The 21,643-nt window shown below is 29.2% G+C and carries 20 protein-coding genes; 6 read left to right on the forward strand and 14 right to left on the reverse strand.

Annotated features, from left to right (window positions below):
* Nucleotides 1-24 precede the first annotated feature (24 nt).
* The 3 genes from ychF (at nt 25) to BTO07_RS01310 (ending at nt 3,743) form a co-directional block, all read left to right on the forward strand.
* The gene (gene ychF, locus BTO07_RS01300; RefSeq protein WP_087519503.1) at nt 25-1,116 is read left to right on the forward strand and encodes a redox-regulated ATPase YchF; all 1,092 of its coding nucleotides are present in this window, start codon (nt 25-27) and stop codon (nt 1,114-1,116) included.
* 255 nt (nt 1,117-1,371) lie between these two features.
* Nucleotides 1,372-2,265 (forward strand): hypothetical protein, encoded by an 894-nt coding sequence (locus tag BTO07_RS01305; protein WP_232457067.1) that lies wholly within the window; start codon nt 1,372-1,374, stop codon nt 2,263-2,265.
* A gap of 290 nt (nt 2,266-2,555) precedes the next feature.
* Nucleotides 2,556-3,743, forward strand: a complete 1,188-nt coding sequence (locus BTO07_RS01310; protein ID WP_087519504.1) for a hypothetical protein — start codon at nt 2,556-2,558, stop codon at nt 3,741-3,743.
* 22 nt (nt 3,744-3,765) lie between these two features.
* Here the strand turns inward: BTO07_RS01310 and BTO07_RS01315 are convergent, their stop codons facing one another.
* The 13 genes from BTO07_RS01315 to gcvT form a co-directional block, all read right to left on the reverse strand.
* The gene (locus tag BTO07_RS01315) at nt 3,766-4,362 is read right to left on the reverse strand and encodes an aspartyl/asparaginyl beta-hydroxylase domain-containing protein (RefSeq protein WP_087519505.1); all 597 of its coding nucleotides are present in this window, start codon (nt 4,360-4,362) and stop codon (nt 3,766-3,768) included.
* Between the two features lie 135 nt (nt 4,363-4,497).
* Nucleotides 4,498-5,091, reverse strand: coding sequence for an LURP-one-related/scramblase family protein (locus tag BTO07_RS01320; protein ID WP_087519506.1), 594 nt, complete (start codon nt 5,089-5,091; stop codon nt 4,498-4,500).
* A gap of 61 nt (nt 5,092-5,152) precedes the next feature.
* Nucleotides 5,153-6,760: a glycoside hydrolase family 30 protein gene (locus BTO07_RS01325; protein ID WP_198342496.1), complete on the reverse strand. Its 1,608-nt coding sequence runs from the start codon at nt 6,758-6,760 to the stop codon at nt 5,153-5,155.
* A 246-nt stretch (nt 6,761-7,006) separates the two neighbouring features.
* Nucleotides 7,007-7,438, reverse strand: coding sequence for a hypothetical protein (locus BTO07_RS01330; RefSeq protein ID WP_087519508.1), 432 nt, complete (start codon nt 7,436-7,438; stop codon nt 7,007-7,009).
* Nucleotides 7,439-7,652: 214 nt separating this feature from the next.
* Entirely contained in the window at nt 7,653-8,438 is a 786-nt protein-coding gene (locus tag BTO07_RS01335) for a hypothetical protein (protein WP_087519509.1), read from the reverse strand.
* A gap of 95 nt (nt 8,439-8,533) precedes the next feature.
* On the reverse strand, nt 8,534-9,400 hold the full coding sequence (locus BTO07_RS01340) for a YkgJ family cysteine cluster protein (RefSeq protein WP_087519510.1): 867 nt from the start codon (nt 9,398-9,400) through the stop codon (nt 8,534-8,536).
* A 452-nt stretch (nt 9,401-9,852) separates the two neighbouring features.
* On the reverse strand, nt 9,853-10,395 hold the full coding sequence (locus BTO07_RS01345) for a hypothetical protein (protein ID WP_157663255.1): 543 nt from the start codon (nt 10,393-10,395) through the stop codon (nt 9,853-9,855).
* Nucleotides 10,396-10,400: 5 nt separating this feature from the next.
* On the reverse strand, nt 10,401-10,820 hold the full coding sequence (locus tag BTO07_RS01350; RefSeq protein WP_087519512.1) for a DUF3788 family protein: 420 nt from the start codon (nt 10,818-10,820) through the stop codon (nt 10,401-10,403).
* Between the two features lie 8 nt (nt 10,821-10,828).
* On the reverse strand, nt 10,829-11,605 hold the full coding sequence (locus BTO07_RS01355; RefSeq protein WP_087519513.1) for an N-acetyltransferase: 777 nt from the start codon (nt 11,603-11,605) through the stop codon (nt 10,829-10,831).
* Between the two features lie 126 nt (nt 11,606-11,731).
* Nucleotides 11,732-13,261 (reverse strand): alpha-L-fucosidase, encoded by a 1,530-nt coding sequence (locus BTO07_RS01360; RefSeq protein WP_087519514.1) that lies wholly within the window; start codon nt 13,259-13,261, stop codon nt 11,732-11,734.
* Nucleotides 13,262-13,385: 124 nt separating this feature from the next.
* Nucleotides 13,386-14,384, reverse strand: coding sequence for a metal-dependent hydrolase (locus BTO07_RS01365; RefSeq protein WP_087519515.1), 999 nt, complete (start codon nt 14,382-14,384; stop codon nt 13,386-13,388).
* 45 nt (nt 14,385-14,429) lie between these two features.
* Entirely contained in the window at nt 14,430-15,545 is a 1,116-nt protein-coding gene (locus tag BTO07_RS01370; RefSeq protein WP_087519516.1) for an SDR family oxidoreductase, read from the reverse strand.
* A 114-nt stretch (nt 15,546-15,659) separates the two neighbouring features.
* Nucleotides 15,660-16,745 carry a glycine cleavage system aminomethyltransferase GcvT gene (gcvT, locus tag BTO07_RS01375; RefSeq protein ID WP_087519517.1) on the reverse strand — a complete coding sequence of 362 codons (1,086 nt, stop codon included), beginning with the start codon at nt 16,743-16,745 and terminating at the stop codon, nt 15,660-15,662.
* A gap of 134 nt (nt 16,746-16,879) precedes the next feature.
* Between gcvT and BTO07_RS01380 the strand changes: the two genes are divergently transcribed.
* Nucleotides 16,880-17,101 carry a VF530 family DNA-binding protein gene (locus BTO07_RS01380; RefSeq protein WP_087519518.1) on the forward strand — a complete coding sequence of 74 codons (222 nt, stop codon included), beginning with the start codon at nt 16,880-16,882 and terminating at the stop codon, nt 17,099-17,101.
* A gap of 274 nt (nt 17,102-17,375) precedes the next feature.
* Nucleotides 17,376-18,347: an IS110 family transposase gene (locus BTO07_RS01385; RefSeq protein ID WP_087519519.1), complete on the forward strand. Its 972-nt coding sequence runs from the start codon at nt 17,376-17,378 to the stop codon at nt 18,345-18,347.
* A gap of 204 nt (nt 18,348-18,551) precedes the next feature.
* On the opposite strand, the gene BTO07_RS01390 is transcribed toward BTO07_RS01385, so the two are convergent.
* Complete coding sequence (locus BTO07_RS01390) at nt 18,552-19,478, reverse strand: sterol desaturase family protein (protein WP_087519520.1); 927 nt, start codon at nt 19,476-19,478, stop codon at nt 18,552-18,554.
* Nucleotides 19,479-19,846: 368 nt separating this feature from the next.
* Between BTO07_RS01390 and BTO07_RS01395 the strand changes: the two genes are divergently transcribed.
* Nucleotides 19,847-21,643: an AMP-dependent synthetase/ligase gene (locus tag BTO07_RS01395; RefSeq protein ID WP_087519521.1), complete on the forward strand. Its 1,797-nt coding sequence runs from the start codon at nt 19,847-19,849 to the stop codon at nt 21,641-21,643.

Below are 21,643 nucleotides of genomic sequence, written 5' to 3' on the forward strand. Positions count from 1 at the left end.
TTTGCAGTCGCAAAATTTATTTACATGAAAGCCGGAATTGTAGGATTACCAAACGTAGGAAAATCAACTTTATTTAACTGTTTATCAAATGCAAAAGCACAAAGTGCAAACTTTCCTTTTTGTACGATAGAACCAAATTTAGGAGTTGTAAATGTGCCAGATACACGTTTAAAGAAGTTAGAAGAATTGGTGGTTCCAGAAAGAGTTCAAACTGCTACTGTAGAAATAGTTGATATTGCTGGTCTTGTAAAAGGAGCAAGTAAAGGTGAAGGTTTAGGAAATCAGTTTTTAGCAAATATTAGAGAAACAGATGCCCTTTTACATGTTGTACGTTGTTTTGATAACGATAATATTATTCATGTTGATGAATCTATAGATCCTGTTAGAGATAAAGAAACAATTGATATTGAACTTCAATTAAAAGATTTAGAAACAGTTCAAAAACGTTTAGAACGTGTAAAAAGAACTGCAAAAACTGGTAATAAAGAAGCTCAAGCAGAATTAGTTGTTTTATTAAGAATAGAAGAAACTTTATTGAAAGGAGTTTCTGTAAGAACATTAGACTTTTCTGAAAAAGAAATGGAATTTGTGCAAGTATTGCAATTTATCACATTAAAACCAGTATTATACGTTTGTAATGTTGATGAAAATTCTGCAGTTTCTGGAAACGATTATGTAGAAAAAATTAGAGAAGCTGTTAAAGATGAAAATGCTGAGGTAATTGTTTTAGCAGTTGGTACAGAAGCAGATATTACAGAATTAGACGATTATGAAGAAAGACAAATGTTTTTAGCAGATATTGGCTTAGAAGAAGCTGGTGTTTCTAGATTGGTTCGTTCTGCATATAAATTATTAAACTTACAGACTTATTTTACAGCAGGTGTAAAAGAAGTTAGAGCTTGGACAATTCCTATTGGATCTACTGCGCCACAAGCTGCAGGAGTAATTCATACAGATTTCGAAAAAGGTTTTATTAGAGCAGAAACAATTGCTTACGAAGATTACGTTACTTATGGTTCTGAAGCTAAAGTTAAAGAAGCTGGTAAAATGAGAGTAGAAGGTAAAGAATATATCGTTAAAGATGGTGATGTAATGCACTTTAGATTTAACGTATAATTGTTTTATACTTTATAAAATATACAAGTCCCAATGAGAAATCATTGGGACTTTTTTTATAATTTTTTGTAATTTTTCACAGACATGATTACGAGTATTAAATCTATCAAATATTTTCTAATCTATTGATAACTAAATTAATGATGTTGCCTTTTTTTGTTTTGTAATGTTGTTGATTTATAGATTTTACATGAGTTTTGTCATGTTTTAAAAATATAGAATTCTATATCTTTAAAAATATAAAAACAATAAATTATGTTTTCAAAAATTAAAATTACTGGTTTACTCCTTTTATCATTCTTTACATTAAGTATAACGGCTCAAGAAATTTCATCCTATATTAAAGTTGGTGAAAGTCCTAAATCTTTAGATGAATTAACAACCGAGATAAAAAAAGGTTTAAATGAAAAAGAGTTTACCTTTCTAGGATCTTATAAACCTGAAAATAAAAATAATTTTAAGGTTCTTGCTTTTACGCGTAAAGATTTAATAAATACTTGTTTAAATGCAAAAGATCGTGGAGCGTTGGCATCAGTCATTAAAATTGGGTTGCTAAAAAAAGGGACAAATGTTATTGTTTCTTACCTAAATCCAGAATATATATTTAATGCGTATTTAAAAGAGAAAGCAACAATTTACAAATCAACATTAGATAAAATATCATTAGACTTAAAAGAAGCTTTAAAGAATGTTGGTTCAGATTTTACTGAGTTTGGAGGTTCTGAAACAGCAAAGAAATTGCGTAAATATCATTATATGATAGGAATGCCATATTTTACGGATCCTGTTAAATTAATGGAGTTTTCTTCTTTTGATGAAGGTGTAAAAACCATACAAAGTAACTTAAAAAACCATAAAGGGAAAACGGTAAAAGTGTATGAATTGATTTTTAAGGATAAAGAAATTGCCGTATTTGGTATTGGTTTGCACGGTATTGATGGTGAAGCAGCATTTTTACCGAAAATAGGCGAAGACCATATTGCAGCAATGCCTTATGAAATAATTTTAGAAGGAAAAAAAGCTACAATGCTTCATGGGAAATATAGATTAGCATTGCATTGGCCAGAATTAACAATGGGACAATTTATGAAAATAATGAGTACACCAAATAATATTAAAGACCAATTAAAAGCGCTTACAGAAAAGTAATTAAGTTAAGAGTTTGGTAGAAGTTTAATAAAAAACACCAAAGAGAAATCATTGGTGTTTTTGTTTTCGCTAACGTCAACACTGATATGATGTCCGTTTTAATGACTTATATTAGTAGTTAGCGAAGTTAGTTTTTTTGAAGTAAAAAGTCAAGAGGGAAAACCCCATTTTTTTTAATTTCATTAGTATTTTAACTTACAAGTAAAAGTTAGTAAGCTTATTCTCGTTTAAATTTTAAAAAATGATACTTTTGGCACATCTATTGAAATAACGAAACGAAACGAATTATCATGAAGAAACAATTACTAGTTATTTTATCTCTTTTATTTTTTATTTCTTGTAGTTCAGTAAAAAACACTCAAGAAGCTATTAGTAACGGAAATTATGATAGAGCGATTGATATTGCTCTTGAAAACTTAAAAAGGAATAAAACCAAAAAAGGAAATCAGCCTTATGTTTTAATGTTAGAGGAAGCTTTCTCTAAAGCAACTTTAAAAGATTTAGACAGAATTTCTTATTTAAAAAAGGATCAAAATCCTGAGAACCTAGAAACCATTTTTGTTTTATATCAAAATTTAAAAAATAGGCAAGAAAGGATAAAACCATTGTTACCATTATCAATTTTAAATAAAGGTAAGGATGTTCGTTTTGAATTTGATAATTATAATGATGAAATTATAGCTGCTAAAAATCAATTGTCAGATTATTTATATAGAAAAGCAAAAACGCTTTTTAATGCTAATAATAAATTAGATTATAGAAATGCTTATGAAGATTTAGAGTATATCGAAAAGATAAATTCTAACTTTAAAGATGTTCGTAATTTAATGAATGTTGCACATGAAAGAGGATTAGACTTTGTAATTGTTTCTATGAAAAATCAAACACAAAAAGTGATTCCAAAAAGGTTAGAACAAGATTTATTAAATTTTGACACGTATGGATTAAATGATTTTTGGACAGTTTATCATGGCGCAAAAGACCCAAGTATTAGATATGATTTTGGTTTAGAATTAAACTTAAGAAAAATTCAAGTCTCTCCAGAACAGGTTAGAGAAAAGGAAATTATCAAAGAAAAAGAGGTTAAGGATGGTTTTAAGTATCTTTTAGATAAAAACAATAATTACGTTTTAGATAAAGATGGTAATAAAATTAAAGTAGATAAGCTTGTTAAAGTACGTTGTGAATTATATCAATTTACACAATTTAAATCAGCAAAAGTAACAGGGCAAGTAAAGTATGTCGATTTAAATAGAAGGCAAACAATAGAAACGTATCCTATTGCAAGTGAGTTTTCTTTTCAGCATATGTATGCAAATCACAGAGGAGATAAAAGAGCTTTAGAATCTTCCTATTTAGATTTAATTAGATTGCGAGTAGTTCCTTTTCCAACAAACGAACAAATGATTTACGATGCAGGTCAAGATTTAAAAGGACGACTAAAATCAATTATAACTCAAAATAATTTTAGAAATTAAAATAAAAAATCCCAATAAGAAATTATTGGGATTTTTTTATGAGATCTCTTAACCAATCATTTGGAGTCATATCAATTGTTAAATTAATGCGTTCTTCATTTCCGTTATTAATTACTTCATGAGGATCTGTTAGTTTTAAATACCAACATTCACCAGGTTTCATATGAACAGGACTTTTATTCAAGTTAAAAACCATTTTATCATTATTTAAAATAGGAATTGTTAAACGTATTACTGATTTTTCTACCTCTAAACCTAAAGTTGGGTCTGTGTGTTCTTTTACAATAGAATTAGGCGCAAGTCTTAATAATCTAACTAAAGTTACGTTTGTATTTTTTTGAAAAATTTCTATAATACTTTTTAAATAGGGCGATTTATTAAGAGCAGTAGTATTTAACCAATCTGTCCAAGAACCATCTGCATAATCATTTGCAGGAGGGGGAAAAGGCAAAGAAGTATCTACCAAATGAGCAGGAGCTCTTAATTGAATTACTTTATAATACTCAAATTGTTCTAAAGCTAAAGCCTTTGTTTCTGATAACATTTTATGAACATCAAAATGAAAAGGCAATTGTATTCTATCTTTTATAGCTATTGCTATTTCTTTGCTTTCGAACATAATTATTTTATTAATGAAATTGAAAATAATATTTGTTCGAATTTATTAAATTAAGTGCAATTAATAATGAGTGAAAATACCTGTTTTTAATTGTACATTTCCTTTATTAAAGGAAGTATTTATTCATTTTTACCCCTATTTATTATTTTCTTTTAAAATCATATCAATCGTTATTGCGCTAGATAGAATTGCCATTTTATTTGAGACATTGGTATAACCAGGAATTAAATCTACATTATATTTGTCTGCTGAGGTAAAGATCTCTTTCATAGCTCCATTCCATTTTTTATTGATGGTTCCAATTTGTTTTTTGGAAGCATCATTTATTTTAAAATTCCAAGCTTTCCAATCACCAGTAATTACAGCTACAAGTTGCTTAGATTTATTATATATTTTAAAAGTTGGTTTAAACAATTTAAATTTTTGCTTTATGGAACCAATATTATTGCCTTTAGAATCATCAATAAGAATTGTAGACATAAAGAAAGTCCAACCTCTAGATATTGTTGTTTGTAAATTTCCTGATTTATCTTTTATTGCTAGTTGAAAAGGCAACATATTCTTGTTTAATAATAATCGAAGTGCTTTTTGCCCTAAGGAGAGTTTTTGGGTTACAGAACCTATCTCGTTTCCTTTATTATTAAATACTTTGTAAGCGTTTTCAAACTTAAAATAATTAACTTTTTCGTCAATAAAGTAACTGTTAGATTCAAAGAAATTTGAACTCATCTTTTTAATAGTTTTAATTAGACTTGTATTGTTTAGTTTATTAAATTTTTGTAATGCTTCCTTACCTGCTCTGTAAATGGATAGTTTGAACTGCTCTAGGTGCAATTTTTGTTGTAAAAGTCTTTGTTTCTAATGCTATTGATAATTCATAAGCTTCTTCGTTTTTGTTAAAAACAACAAGAGCTATTGAACCATCAGGGTTTTTTGCAGCTGTGTAAATAAGTCCCTTAGTTTCTTCAGATCTTAAACCAATTCTGTGTGCGTTTGGGCGAATAAACTTACTAAAATGGCTTAATAAATAATAAAGTGGTGTGTAAATTACTTCGTCAGTAACTGGGTTAATCAATACTGGTGCACTATTAAAGTTGTTGTAAGGGTTTGGTTGGCCTTTGTGGCTTAGAATACTACACCACTCAACATATCCTTGAGTTCCGTGATTTAAATCTGTAATAATATCATAAGCATACGTTTCGAAAGGTACAAAAGTACCTGCGTAATCTGTACTTTCTCTCCAATATTGACCAATTGGGTCTTTAGCATCAATATCTATACTCGATTCAGAATGAATCATTCCTTTATTTGGCCAATTTTTTTGTAACTCAGTTAATTCTTTAGCATACCAATTGTTTTCTTTAAGTTCAGAATTTGTATACCAATGAAAAGCAGTTCCCCAAGCGTATTTAGAAGCTTCAGGATCTTTGTAAGTAGCATTTACATAATTGTTCATCGTAGATTTATTGTGGTCATAAATCAGTACTCGTAATCCTGAATCTAAATCCTCGAGATTAAGATGACCATCTTTAACAAGTTGAGGACCAAGATAATTTTTTAAAAAATCGCGACCTTGCTCAGGCGTAAATCCATTACTGTCCCATTGTGCATTATGAGCGTGTAGAGGTTCATTTTGTGGTGTAAGTCCCCAAATATTAATGCCTTGTTCTGCATAAGCAGTTATATATTTTGATAAATATTCAGCCCAAAGTCCATAATATTTAGGCATTAAGGTTCCGTTAGTCATTTTCGCAGTTTCTCCTTTTTTCATCCAATATGGAGGACTCCAAGGTGAAGCGATAATTTTAAAATCTGCTCCAGGAATACTAGATGCTTCTAAAATCATTGGAATAAGGTCGTATTTTGGATCTATCAATTTAATATCACGTACTTGCTCGTTTTCATCACCAGAAAAACCTTTTAAATCTTCATGTATGGTGAAAGTTGAAAGATCTTCATCACCTTCTTCAATATATGTGTAGTGCGTGTTAGAATAATCGCTACTGTTAATGTGAGTTCTTGTAAGAGTAAATCCTGCTCCTTCTGTTGGGCTAAAAAGTTTAGTTAAAACTTTTTTACGTGCATCTACAGGAATTGTAGCTAAATTCCACGCTGAAGATTCTGTAAATGAAGCACCAAAACCGTAATATTTTTGAAACTCTTCATTTGGCAGTAATTGTAAAGTGACTTTCTTTATTTTTGTGGTAGTTGTTTTAGTTTCATCATTTGATATTAATTTAAGGTTGTCACCAGCTTGTGATGTTTGATAAACTTCAGATTTGTAATCTTGATATGCACTTTTAGGCGAACAGCTAAAAAATACAAAGGTTATAATTAGAAACTGTAATCCTATAATTTTTGATTTTTTAAACCTCTTTTTGATACCAAATACTTCCATTCTATATTTTTGTTTTTTTCTATTGTTGTACAACTTTAGCATATCTATAATATTTTAATAAGTTGTAAACTTAATTATAAAAATTAGTTTGTTTGAGTTTAAAAGTCAAAGTAGAAAACACTTACTCTTAGTCTTTATTTACACTCTTTAACAAGAGTGTAAGTTATCATACTAAAAGAAGCCATTTAATGATAATAGTCATAAAAGAATATTGATGTATTTTCTTTTAGGATAAGATTATTGTGCTTAATTTTTTATTCTTCTTAGTTCATTAATAAGTTTGATAAAAGTATCATCACAATTTGTTTTAAAAGTCTTTTTGTAATGTAGATCTTCATCGTCATTATATCTAATAGTAATTAAGTGAGATGAATTAGGTGAAGAATTAGAATTAAACTTAAAAGATTTTAACGATTTAGAATCAATAGAAACTGTATTCACTTTGTCTTTTGCAAAATTCCTTTGATATTGAATTCTTAATATGTCGTTTTCAATTGAAATATCTTGAATATAATAATCAGATTTTAGATAAAATATAATGCATAAGATTATTAACGAAATCAAAATAAAAATTAAGATGAAACCCCAGTCATTTGATTTTTTTAAATTTAAAACCCCAATAAAAAGAAGAACTAAAATTGGATATAAAAATTTATCTTTTACGATGTATTTTGTCATTTTTTATTTTTCTAAAGCATTAATTATTCAGCAATTTAATACATCTATTTATTTTATAAATATAGCTAATATTAATTAGCCTTAAACGTTAATTAGAATGATTTTAATAAGAAATAAAGTTCTTATTCTTAAGAAAAAATTCAATGATAATAGTCATAAAAAAAGAGCCTTTCTTGTTAGAAAGGCTCTTTTAATATTAAAGTAAAAAAGGTTTTTACTTTTTAATATAATTTTTAGGAACAGAAAAGTCTTTTCTAAAACCTTCTACAAAATGAATATTGGTAATTTTTGCATTTCCAATTTTATCAGACAATCCTTTTTCTAGACTCCAACCATAATAACCCCAGTTTGTTGCAAACGGAATTCCATCAATCATTTTATAGTCTTCGTATTTAATTGCATGAGGATCTTTCTCTGCAGCTTCTTTCGTTTTTCCAGCAGTAACAATATATGCAGCGTGTTCTAAAAGATGTGTTTTTTTATCACTATACACAATATACCAATCATCTGGTGCATCACCAATATTTGCTCCGAAAGTTAATTTTGCGACATCAAAATCGTTCTTAGTTTCTTTTGTTTTAAAACTATAATTCCATTTTGTTCCTTGATCACTTAACTTATAAGGAAATAAGAAAAAATATCCCCAAGTATATGCATGAAAACGAACTCCTTTATTGTCTTCTAAACTAGGAGAAACAAAGATGTTTTCTTTATTTACATAAATTTCATCACCATTTTTATAGGTGATTTTAGACAAGTCTGAAGTTGTAGAAATTGTAATTGTTGCATTAAAAATTTCATTTCCTCCAAATTCAATAGCTGCATCAAATTGTATGGCTTCTTTTGATAAAAAAGCCTCTTTTTTATGTGCTATTTCAATTTTTTGAGAAAATGTTTTCTCAACAGGTTTTTCTACAATTTGTTTGGTAGTTTCTGGTGCTTTTTTACAGCTAACTACAAGTAGTAAACTTGCAAATAATGTGATAATTATTTTTTTCATGTTTTGGTTTAAATTTATACGAATTGGTTACAATAACTTATAATCGAATTAAAAATTGAAACCTTACATTCTTTTAAAGAAGAATGTAATATTTTTTATTCGTTAGCGCCATGGCTTTTTGCTGTTTCTATCCAAAGCTCAGAAATTCCTTTTGTGTCAGCTCCTAAACCTCTAGATAAATGCAATGCAACTCCCATAATTAAAACAGAAGCTTCATGAAGTTCTTGAAGTGTTTGTAAGCTTCCAAATTTTTCTTGTGCTTTTAATAGTAGTAAATCGTTGTGTTTTTGAGCAAATAAAATAGGATTTTCAATAACATCCGTTATTTCAGGAATCATTAAGCTGTCTATCCATTCTTTACCGATTCTTTCCGTTAAAGCATCAGGTGTTTTGTCACCCATTTCTCTCCAAATTGCCAATGTTTTTGTATCGCCAGAGGCAGCTAAACCAGAATCTAATAATAACTCAAAAGCAATGTTGGCAATATTTTGCATCACCTTTAAATATTCATCTTGCGCTTTCTCAAACGGATTTGCTCCTTGTCCTTTTAAATAATCGCCAACACTCAATTTTGGTAATTCTAAAACTTCTGCACAGTCTGTTAAACAAGGAAATTGATTTCCTTCATAAATATAATGAGCTTCATCAAATTGTATTTGACGACCTAAAGGATATAATCTACACGCTAAAGGACGACCTAAATGAACGCTGCAACCAACATTATCTACATATTGACTACATGCTTTTTGCCCTTTTTTATCTTCTTTTCCATTAAAAGTTAATCGAATTCCACCAAAATCACAATACAAATCACGAAATTCTCTTGGGGTAATTTTTTTCTCTTTACTAAAACTTAACAATTCCCAAGGGTTTAGCATTACTGCTTTACCAAAACAGCAACTTCCAGAGCGAGAGCAGGTGAGTGGTAATATACTTTGAGTGCTGAGTTTTGTTGTTTGCATTATTTTGATCGTTTATTTTTTTTCTGGTTAATAATAAGAATTAAATTAAGAAGGATTTAAATATCCAAATTATTCCTTCGGGTTAACAATGTTTTTAATAAAAGTTGAATCATTGCTAATAATAGCGAAGTTAGTTTTTTTGATTCAAAAAATTAGTAAGAAAACAGTTGATAAGTAGTTTATTCATTCTACCAATATTTTTTGCATTTATCATACCCTGCTTCTTTTAAAATTTCAAATCCTAAATCTATTGCTTTTTGAAAGTCATCACATCCTTTTTGCTTTTTGTTTAATCCATAATTGGCAATACCTCTTAAAAAATAAGCGTTTTTGTCTGTTGCATCTATTGCAATTGCTTTATTACAATCAGAAACTATTCCTTTAAATCCGTGAGGGAATCTTGTTGCAGCTCTGTGTATAAATACTTTTGCATTTAAAGAATCTTTTTTTAATTAAGTATCAAAGTCTTTTTTGGCCAATTTATATTTTGTGAGTGCTAAATACATTCTTCCTCTTTGTAAAACAAAATCAATGTCATTTGTTTTTTTAAGGATGTTATTTAATTGGTTAATTTGCTCATTATGATTTGGTCTTACCCAAAATCCAGATGTAGATTTAATTCTACCATTACAGAGGTCGTCTAAAACATCGAAAGCAACTGTATATCCTCTATGGTACATTTTGTAAATTCCACGATTAGGGCAAGACTTTCCTTTTTTGTCAAAGAAAACTATTGTGTCTCCTTTTATCTCATAGTTAGAAATAACATCAATAGAATTATTATCTCCTAAATCTGTTTCTGCAACACCATTTTCTTTAAAATGGATTTTTACAAGACCATGAGGGCTCATATGTTTCCAAAGACCAATGATAGTGCTATCACTTGGTTTTATAATTTTAAAAGTACTTTCTGAATCAGGTTTGCTAGTTACTTTTTTGCAATTACTAAATGAAATTATTGTAAAGACAATCAATAAAAGTTTTAAAGTTTTCATCTTACTTATTTTTCTAATTTAATTTGTATCAATTTTAGAATGTACTTTATCTCTTCTTCATTTTTAACATCAATTTCTATAATTCTGCCTTCCATATATTTTTTAGCCTCAGACAGTTTTGTTTTAATCGTTTCTGGTAATTCGCTTTCTAATATTTTGTTAGTTGCTTTGTCTCCAAATGTAAATGCAACTCTAAAATATTTGTAATAAGGAACCACAAATAGCACATTTCGTTTTTTGTGAAATAACTTTAAAAGCCATCCTGTTTTTTTATTATAGAATTTCCATTCAGGTTTTAAATGCCCATATTCACTTTCGATGAATTCTTTAATTTCTGTTAGAAACATATAAGATGCTTCCAAATCTACTGAAAGCATTTTTTCTGTAGGTTCTATTAGTTTGTCATTATAAATACTTCCCGCCATTTTTTATCTTATTTATTAAGTACTTTATTTAAAACTTTATCAAACCTAGAGTCCATACAAATGCTAATGTCTGTGGTTATAAATTGTCCATCTAAAAATAAACTAAAAATTGTTGCAGGACTTGGTGCATTTTGTGCTTCTTCTTTCGTTTTTAATTTGATAACTTTAAGCGATAAACTTCTTTTCTCTGCAGTTTCTTTAATAGAATTTAAAGCATGAAATTCAGCAAAAGGACATCTGTTAGAGTAGTAGACAACAATTCCTTTTTTATCTTGACAACTACCAGATTTTACAGATTCATTAAATGTAGGGTTTTTAGATTCTGAGTCAATTTTTAGCGTTAAAAGACTAAATCCGCTTATAGTTTTATCAACTTCTATAAAACCTTGTTTTAAAAACCATTTGGTATCACTCATAAAATGGAACTTCTTTGTTCCTACAACAGTTACTAAGCCACTTTTTTGATGATTTTTAGCATCATCAATCGCAGATTGTAATAGTTTTTTTGCGTGACCTTGTTTTTTATATTTTCCAGAAACCCAAAAACAGTTGATGTTTAAATAATTTGGAGCTGTGATAGGACCCCTTGATTCTTCTGCATTTCCATACTCTATAAATACTTTTGCTCTTTCATTAATTCGTCTAAAAACATAACCTTTCTCAAATTCGTTTTTAAGCCAGTCTTTTTTAGCATCATAACTTTCTTTATACTTCTTATCAGAGATTGCACAACAAATGTGTTCTTTTGATATAGAATCTGAATTTAAAGTTATAAAATTACTCATAATAAAAAGGTCTTTACAAGAGTGTAAAATATCATTTTTGGAGAGGGGAATCAATGATAATAATCATAAAAAAAGAGCCTTTCTTTATAGAAAAGCTCTTGAGAATTAATTTATTTGAAATTTATATTATTTAGTTTTTAAAATATCACTTGGTGCAGGTACTAATTCAATTTTAAAACCAATGGCATTATTTACTTTTAAATCTGTAGGAATTTCTACAACTAATTCATCTTTCTTTTGAATCCATTTTATTTTTCCATTATATCCCATAATAGAAACTTCTTTTATGGCATCATTAAGAACTCTGTCTTCAAATCCTAAAGCGTCGAAGCTAAAAGATGTACGCCCTTTTTCTTGTTTCATTATAAAAGCATACACTGTTTGTCCGTTTTTAGTATAACGTACATCATTAGGTGTAAACCCTTTGTCGTGCATATTTCCGTGCAACTTCATAACTGCATTAGTTGGTCCTTGACCAAAAACTGTAAACGGACGCGTTTTGTAAATACCTTCTCCATTTACTTTTAACCAAGCACCAATTTCTTTTAAAATAGCTTGCTGATCTTCTGGAATAACGCCGTGTTTATTAGGAGCCACGTTTAATAACAAACAACCATTTTTACTTACAATATCTATTAAATCGTTAATGTAAGCACTTGCTTTACGCATTTGATAATCGTTTGTATAACCCCAACGCCAGCCACCTAAAGACATATCTGTTTGCCAAGGTTCTTGTCTAATTCTATCTAATTTACCACTTTCTATATCTAAAACTGCAGCACCGTCTTTTACAGGTTTCCATTTAATGTTTTTGTAGTTTAAAACAACTTCTTGTTTTTCTTTTAAACCTTGGTTGTAATAGTTGGCAATAAACTTTTTACGATATTCTTCGTAAGCAGGTTCGCTAAAACCAAGATCGAACCAAAATAAATCTGGTTTGTATTGCGTCATCATATCCATAGATCTTTTGTACCAATGTTTTACAAATTCTTTAGATGCTGGTTCCCAACGATCGTGTTTTTTTCCGTAGAAATCTTCTAAATCCGGATTCATACTTTCAAACTTGTCTTTATAAGTCCACCAATGCCAACCGTAAGCAAAGTGAGAAGACATACCTACTTTTAATCCGTGTTTTTTAGCTTCTTTAAAAATAGAACCTACAATATCTTTTTTAGGTCCCATTGTTGTAGATTTCCAACGAGTAACTTTAGAATCGTACATTGCAAAACCATCACAATGTTCACCAACAGGAACCACATATTTAGCACCAGCTTCAACAAAAAGATCTACCCATTCTTTGGCATCAAATTTCTCTGCTTTAAACATTGGTATAAATTTGGTGTATCCAAAATCTTCTGGTTTTCCGAAATTTTCTGAATGATATTTGTAATCTCCTGAAGGTTCATTTGCAGGATTTCCTAAAGCATCAACCTGTCCTTCATTCCACATATGATATCCATACCATTCTGAGCTTCCATAAGCAGGAACTGTTGTTGGACCCCAGTGAATAAAGATTCCGAATTTTACATCTTGAAACCATTCTGGAGTTTCATATTTTACTAATGATTCCCAATTTGGTTTGAATTTTTCTTGGGCAGAAGTAGTGTTAATGATGATGGCTAAAATAACAATAACCAAAAGAGATTTGTTTTTCATACTTGTATTATCTAGTTTATTCTATGAACTAATTTTTGTAATACAAATATTGTTATTCTAGCCTATTTATTTAAATACAAATGATTGATTTTAGAACACTAATGTCTTTACTTAAGAAATATCCTTAATTTCCTTTAATTCTTATCCACAGTTCTGATAACAATTTTTTAGCATCTCTTTTTTCTTTGGGTTCTTCTGTGAAAATCGGAGTTCCATTTTCGTCAACTTCAATTTTATATTTAAAAACAAAACTTTCAGCATTTGGTTTCAGACTTAATGTACCAAATCGTAAATCATTAAAATACAAAATGTTATTTTTTTTGTTGATAGTATACCATCCTTTAGAAATAGCAATCATTCGTTTTACCTTCGGATGTTTTGCCAAATCACCTAATAAATGATGATTTTTAGGATAACTAGAAAAGGTAATCGGATTTTTATCTAAAAAAGAAGAATGACCAATTAAATAAGCGTTTTCAGTAGCTACATTAGCCGTCCATAAAATGGTGTTTAAAGGAGATGGTTTTGTTTTTATTTCTGTATATTTAATATTTTGTGCTGCTAATTCTTTGGTAAAGGTTTGATAAGAAATACCTTTTAAAACCAATGTTAGCATTAAATATGAGCTGCTGATAATTAATCCCAAATTATTATAAAAACGTCTTTTTTTAGATTCCTTTTTTTGACACATTGTCAAAACTAAAAACACTAAAAACGGAACAGTATATAAAGGATCGACAACAAAAACATTTTTAAAAGCCAATCGAATATCTAAAGGCCAAAATAGTTGTGTTCCCCAAGTTGTTTGTGCGTCTAAAATAGGATGTGTTATAAAAGCCCAAAAGAAAAGCCAAGACCAATCCTTTAATTTTTTATATTTTTCGAACCTAGTAACTATAAACGCTAAAATAGGAGCGAAGAGTACAGAAAAAAAGATAGAATGTGTAAAACCTCTATGCATTTCTAAAGCTGTAACTTTATCTGTAAAAAAAGCAGAAAGCACATCTAAATCAGGGATTGTACCAGCAATTGCTCCGTACAACATGGCTTTATTACCAATTTTCCTCCCTAAAACAGCTTCTCCAACTGCAGCACCTAAAACTATTTGCGTTAATGAATCCATTTTTAAAATTTATCGAACAATCTAATTATCTAACAATCTATACTATTAGTAACTCTTTCTGAATTTCTTTTCTACAGCAAAATTAATTAAGTTCATAAAATTTTCATGAACACCTAAAGTAACATCCAATTTTAATTGATCTATAAATTTCAAAATTAAATCTGATTGATATTGTAAATCAGGAATCGAAATATAATTTTCAAAAATATCTCCTATGGTTTTGTAATACAGTTTCTCAAACGTATTTAAGTTTTCAGGCTTTTCTGATACGTATTCATAAGAATTTACATTAAAAGACTCTAAAACATCGCCAACGTAATCTTTGTGTAAAATCGGAGTAGGATTTACAATATTCAATTCCTTGATAGTTGGAGTTAAATATGCATGTAAAATTGCTTTAGAAACGAAATCTACAGGAACAATATTCAAACCACTTTCTTTGTCAATCCAAATTCTGAATTCCTCTTTGGCTTTAGTCGCATATTTTGCTAAAAAGATTGCCCAAGAATAGAAAACATCAAATTTTGGAGTTTCAAAAAAAGGTTTATCAATTAATCGACCACAAATAATACTAGGTCTTAAAATTTGAGAATCAATATTTTTAAGTTTACATGTTTCTTTTACATACGATTCACTCTCGTATTTAGATTGTTCGTATGGATTTCTAAATTTAGTAACCTCGTAATTTTCAATACAATCATTTACTTTTTCATCTTGAATACCAAAAGAATACGCTGTACTTATGTAAAGAAAACGATTTACAGCATCTGGTAACTGCTCTAAAAGTTGCTTTGTAACTAAGTAATTTTGAGAGTGTACCTTTTCTTTAGAATCGCTAGTACTGGCTAAATTTGTAGAACCTGCACAGTGAATTACTGTATCGAAATCAAATTTTTCTAAAGTACTTTTTGTAATCGTAGATAAATCATTAGAAATGATAGTAATTTTTTCTAAACAAGCTTCTAACGTAAAATTATTTAAAAACTCCGGACGAGATTCATCCTGTAAAATAGCTAACATACGTTGTTCAGCAACTTTTTCATTATCTCTTAAAACAACAAAAAGATGATTTACGGTTTTTTCAACAATTGCCTTGTGAAGCCATTCAAAAATAATGTGGCTTCCAACAATTCCTGCTCCACCAGTTAATAGACAATTCATAGTTCTGTTTTTAGTGCTATTTAGCGGGCAAAAGTACCTTTTTTTATATTAAAAACGGCACACTCAAAATTTTGAATGTGCCGTTTTATAAATCTTAGTTTTATAGTATTAAATCTATCCTTTGTAAAAAGGTAATTTTACTATTGTTGCAGGAATCGCTTTTTTACGAACCTGAATATGAATTTGTGTTCCAGATTTAGATAGAATTCTTGGTACATAACCCATACCAATTCCTTTTTGTAAACAAGGACTCATTGTACCAGAAGTTACATTACCAATCACTTTTCCGCTTCCATCAACAATATCATAACCTTGTCTTGGAATTCCTCTTTCATCCAATTCAAAAGCAACCAAACGTCTTTCTGGTTTGTGCTCTTTTTCTTTTGCTAAAGCATCTGCATTTACAAAGTCTTTGGTGAATTTTGTAATCCAACTTAAACCAGCTTCAATTGGCGATGTTGTATCATCAATATCATTACCGTATAAACAATAACCCATTTCTAAACGAAGTGTGTCTCTTGCAGCTAAACCAATTGGTTTAATTCCATAATCTGCTCCAGCTTCAAAAACTTTGTTCCAAATTTGGATAGCTTCTTCATTCTTACAGTAAATTTCAAAACCACCAGAACCTGTATAACCAGTTGCAGAAATAATTACATTTTCAATACCTGCAAAATCTCCAATTTTAAATTTGTAGAAAGGAATTTCTGCTAAATCTAAAGAAGATAAAGGTTGCATAGCTTCCACAGCCTTTGGACCTTGAATTGCTAATAAAGAATATCCTTCAGATAAATCTCTTAAATCTGCATTAAAATCTTCATTGTATTTAGAAATCCAGTTCCAATCTTTTTCAATATTAGAAGCATTTACAACCAATAAATAGGTGTTCTCTTTAATTCTATAGCAAATTAAATCATCTACAACACCGTTATCTTCATTCGGGAAACAACTGTATTGAGCATCACCAATTTCTAATTTAGAAGCATCGTTAGAGGTAACCTTTTGTATTAAAGCCAAAGCATTTTCTCCTTCAACTAAAAATTCTCCCATATGACTTACGTCAAAAACACCAACAGCTTCTCTAACCGTTAAATGTTCTGCAGTAACTCCTTCATATTGTACTGGCATATTATAACCCGCAAAAGGAACCATTTTAGCACCTAAAGCAACGTGAATATCATTTAAAGCTATATTTTTCATGTGTAGATTTCTTATAATTTCAGCTAAATTATTGAAAAATTCGCAATAAACAATTCCTATTAATTGTTAAAATTTACGAACTAAAAAAAATAATAGCATTACATTTGATTTTATTATAATTTCTTGATATAAAAATGAGCCAAGATCAACCAAATAACCCGTTACACGGAATAAAATTAGCCACCATGTTAGAACAATTGTTCAAAGAATATGGTTGGGAAGAGTTAGGAGATATTCTAAATATAAATGCTTTTAAAAATAACCCGACGTATAAATCGAGTTTAAAATTTTTAAGAACAACTCCTTGGGCTAGAGAAAAAGTAGAAAGGTTTTATGAAAAAAATATGATTGATTAATTTTTTTAGAAGCTATTTCCTGCTTTCTATTACTGTCATCCTATGTTTGTAAAAATAAGGATCTGTTTTTAAAAAGCTTAAATTAGATTTAATATTTAACAAGAAAAGTAAGGGTAAAGGAAAAGATTATAGTCCGTCATTTGTCATTAAAGACCGTTCGCAATGCTAATCACTTTACCCCTTACTACATAAACTTGAACAGATCATTAGACCATCAAGTCTGTATTTAGGATTGATAAGTAAATGTAGTAATTTTTCTATAAAAACATTTGATATGAGTAAAATTATAGGAATTGATATTAGTAAGCAAACCTTTGATGTTTCTTATTTAGAAAAAGATAAATGGATTCACAAAATTTTTAAGAATCAAAATACAGGTTTTGAGCAATTTATTAAATTGATTAGTGCATCAGACTGGATTGTAATGGAGGCTAGTGGTCCTTATTATGTTCAGTTAGCAACTTTTTTACATGCATCTAGTTTTAATGTATGTGTATTAAATCCTTTGATAATTAGAAGATATAGTCAAACAAGATTATATAGAGCAAAAACAGATAAAAAAGACGCAAAGACAATTGCCGAATATGGTGCTCAATATGAGTTAAAAAGATGGTGTCCAGAGAGTAAACCTAGTATAGAAATTAAACAACTTTACACAGCTTTAGAATTACTAAAAAAACAAAAACATCAAACAAAAAGACAATTAGAATCCTTTGAAGCAACAGGTTTGTTGAGTTCGGATCTTAGAAAAGAATTAAAACAAGTACTAATATTATTAATAAGACGTATTGATAAGTTTGAAAAAAAGATAGAGCAAATAGGAAGATTAGCTTATAAAGACACGGTTGAAAGAATAAAAACGATACCAGGAATCGGGCTAAAAACGGCTATTATGATGAGTGTTATTACAGATAATTTCACAAAATTTGATAACTATAAACAACTGACTGCTTTTGTAGGATTTAGTCCAAGGCTATATCAATCAGGAACAAGTGTAAAAGGTAAAGGACATATTTGTAAAATGGGCAAACCTCAAATTAGAAAACTTTTGTATTTATGTAGTTGGTCTGCAAAAAGAGTAAATAAAAATTGTATCGAAATGTATGAACGACTTAAAGAAAAAGGAAAACCCGAGAGAGTAATTAAAATTGCAATAGCTAATAAATTAATAAAGCAAATTTTTTCTATTGCGACTAACAAACAAATTTACAATGAAAATCATCAAAACTTATATTTTCTGAAATAAAAGAAATTTTAACAATAAATAATAGTTTTTTAACACAGATCATTGCGAAGTTTATTTTTTGTAAACTGTGGCAATCTCATCTTAAGAAACAGATTACTTCGTTGCACTCGTAATGACGCCTATTTGTATTAGTAATAAAAACGGAATCACATAAACATTACAATTTCAAGTCTGTTAGTTTTTAAGCTAACAGACTTTTTTAAATTAGACTTCATTCATTGCTTTACGTGCCTGTTTAATAGTAAGCGTACTTCCATCATGACTCCAACCAGGTGCTGCAAAAGCATACATAAACTTATGATACCAGTTTTTAGATTTTTTCATATCAGTCCAAATGTCTTTGTATTCATGTGTTAAAATCACTAGAGGATTGTATGAATCAGGAGGCGTTGTTACACCATATTCTATATCAATAGTTTCATCTAACTCTTTCCAAGTTCCAAAAACTCTATCGAATATATTAAAAAAACCACCGTGATTTTTATCCATATATTCCATATTTTGAGCGTGATGTACTTGATGCATTGTATGCGTATTAAATATCTTCTCAAGAAACCCCAATTTTGGTACATAAACAGTATGCAATTGAAATTGCCATAAAGCTTCAATTCCTAAACAAACCACCAACATTTCTGGCGGAAACCCAATTGCAGTAATCCACACATAAAAAAAAGGTTTGTAAAAAATCGTAAACCAACCATTTCTTACAGCAGTTCCTAAATTAAAATTATCAGAAGAATGATGTACAATATGTGCAGCCCAAAGAAAACGAACATTATGGTTTTGTCTGTGAAACCAATAATAACTAAAATCGTCTAATAATTGACAAATAATCCAAATATACCAAGCATAACCAAAAGATTCATACCCCATAATATTTGTACGAACTCCATCAATAATCGGATTAAAAATTTCATACACATAATTAAAAAGCACAATAGCAGCAATGGTTTTTGTTAAAGGCGCCAAAATAGCAGAACCAATACCCATTGTAAGACTAGCCGCTAAATCTTTCCATTTATAAAGTTCTTTCTTTTTTTCTTTTTTATGATGTTTGCTATAGGCTAATTCAACTAAAATAAGACCTAAAAAACAAGGAACACCATATACTAGAGGGTTTGTAAAATCCATTAAATACTAAGCTTTTTGTTATTTTGTTAAATGTAGACTAATAATAAGGAAGAGTAAAATTGTTTATAGTTAATAAAAAAAGAAAATGGATTCGTTTTTGTTTTAGAAGCTATTTCCTGCTTTCACTACTCGCTTTTTTGTAAAAACAAAAAGAGCTCAAACATGTCGTTCAATCAGGGCTAAAATATTTGTAAGCATTTAGCTATTTTTAATAAAGCTAGAGAATCATAAATAGCGTTTCTTAATTCTATCTCTTTTACTCATTAAATAGTAACAATCTAAACCGATATTCATGTTTAAGCTATATAAATATTCGTAAATTCGCACGCTATGTTAAAGTTTTGAATTGAAAAAACGAAACATCATTTATGAATTATAAACATTTATTAGAAGTAATTAAAGAGAACGCAAATCGATTTACAACTAAAGAAGCTATCTTTTACAAAGATGAAGCTGCAAAAAGTTGGAAAGGGATTTCTTGGACTTCTTTTTATCACCAAATTCAACAAGTTTCTAAAGCCTTAATTAATTTCGGAATAAAAGAGCAAGACAATGTTGGTGTTTTTGCTCAAAATATGACGGAATGGATTATTGCCGATCTTGGTATTATGGGCGTAAGAGCTGTAACCATTCCAATTTATGCAACCAACTCTAAAAAAGAAGCAGAATACATTATAAACGATGCTGAGGTTAGTGTCTTATTTGTTGGTGATCAAGAAGAATTTGACAAAGTTGAAGAGATTTCAAAAAATAATAAATACTTAAAATTAATAGTTGCTTTAACAAGTACTGTTGATTTAAGAAATCATAAAAATGCAGTTTATTTTACAGACTTTATAAATGCTGAATTTCCAAAAAGCATTGAAACTGAATTAGAAAAACGTTCTTTTGAAGCTGAATTAGATGATTTAGCAAGTATCATTTATACATCTGGTACAACAGGAGAACCAAAAGGTGTTATGTTAGATCATCATAACTTTGGTTCCTCTTTAAAAGCACACGAAGCTGAGTTAGATGTAAATGAAAACGACGTTTCTTTAAGCTTTTTACCATTAAGTCATATTTACGAACGTAGTTGGGTGTTTTTCTGTTTACATCAAGGAATTGAAGTTTATTTTAACCAAGATCCAAAAAAAATAGCCACCGTTTTAAAAGAAGTAAAACCAACTATAATGTGTACCGTACCAAGAATTTTTGAGAAAATTTTTGCGGCTATTCAAGATAAAAGAAAAGGAGCTTCTCCAACTAAAATGAAGTTAGCAAGTTGGGCTTTAGGAATCGGAAATAAATACCACAACAACCATAATCGTCTTAATAAAAATGTACCATTAAATTTAAAGCTGAAATTTAAAATAGCTGATAAATTGGTGCTTAGTAAATTGCGAGAGGTGTTTGGAGGAAATATAAAATTTATGCCTTGTGGAGGTGCACCTTTAGCTGCAGATATGGTTTCCTTTTTCCATTCTTTTGGGTTAAATATTAAATGTGGTTATGGGTTAACAGAAACTACAGCAACTGTTTCTTTGTTTGGTAATCAATTTTTTGAATTTAATTCTGCAGGAAAAACGATTCAAGGATCTGAAATTAAAATTGGAGCGAATGATGAGATTTTAGTAAAAGGACCAGGAGTAATGAAAGGGTATTACAAAAAACCTGAAGCAACTGCTGAAGTTTTTGAAAATGGTTGGTTTAAAACTGGTGATGCAGGTAAAATAGACGATTCTGGCAACTTAGTAATTACGGATAGAATTAAAGATTTAATGAAAACTTCTGGAGGAAAATATATTGCTCCTCAGAAATTGGAAACTGCATTAATTGGCGATTCGTTTATTGAGCAAATTGCAGTAATAGGAGATCAACAAAAATATGTTACAGCATTAGCAGTGCCTAGTTTCGAAAATATTAAAAAATATGCTGAAGAGCATAAAATCAGTTTTAAAGATATTGAAGATTTGATTACTCATAATCAAATTAAAGATCTATTTGAAAAACGTTTTGAAGAATTACAAAAAGAGTTTTCTAAGTTTGAGAAAATTAAGAAATTCACTTTATTACCAAAAGAGTTTAGTATTGAAGCCGGAGAAATTACGGCTACTTTAAAACTAAAACGAAAAGTAATTCTAAATAAATATAAAGAGCTTATCGATAAAATGTATGCAGAATAA

It is taken from the genome of Polaribacter sp. SA4-12, from assembly GCF_002163675.1.
GTDB lineage: Bacteria > Bacteroidota > Bacteroidia > Flavobacteriales > Flavobacteriaceae > Polaribacter.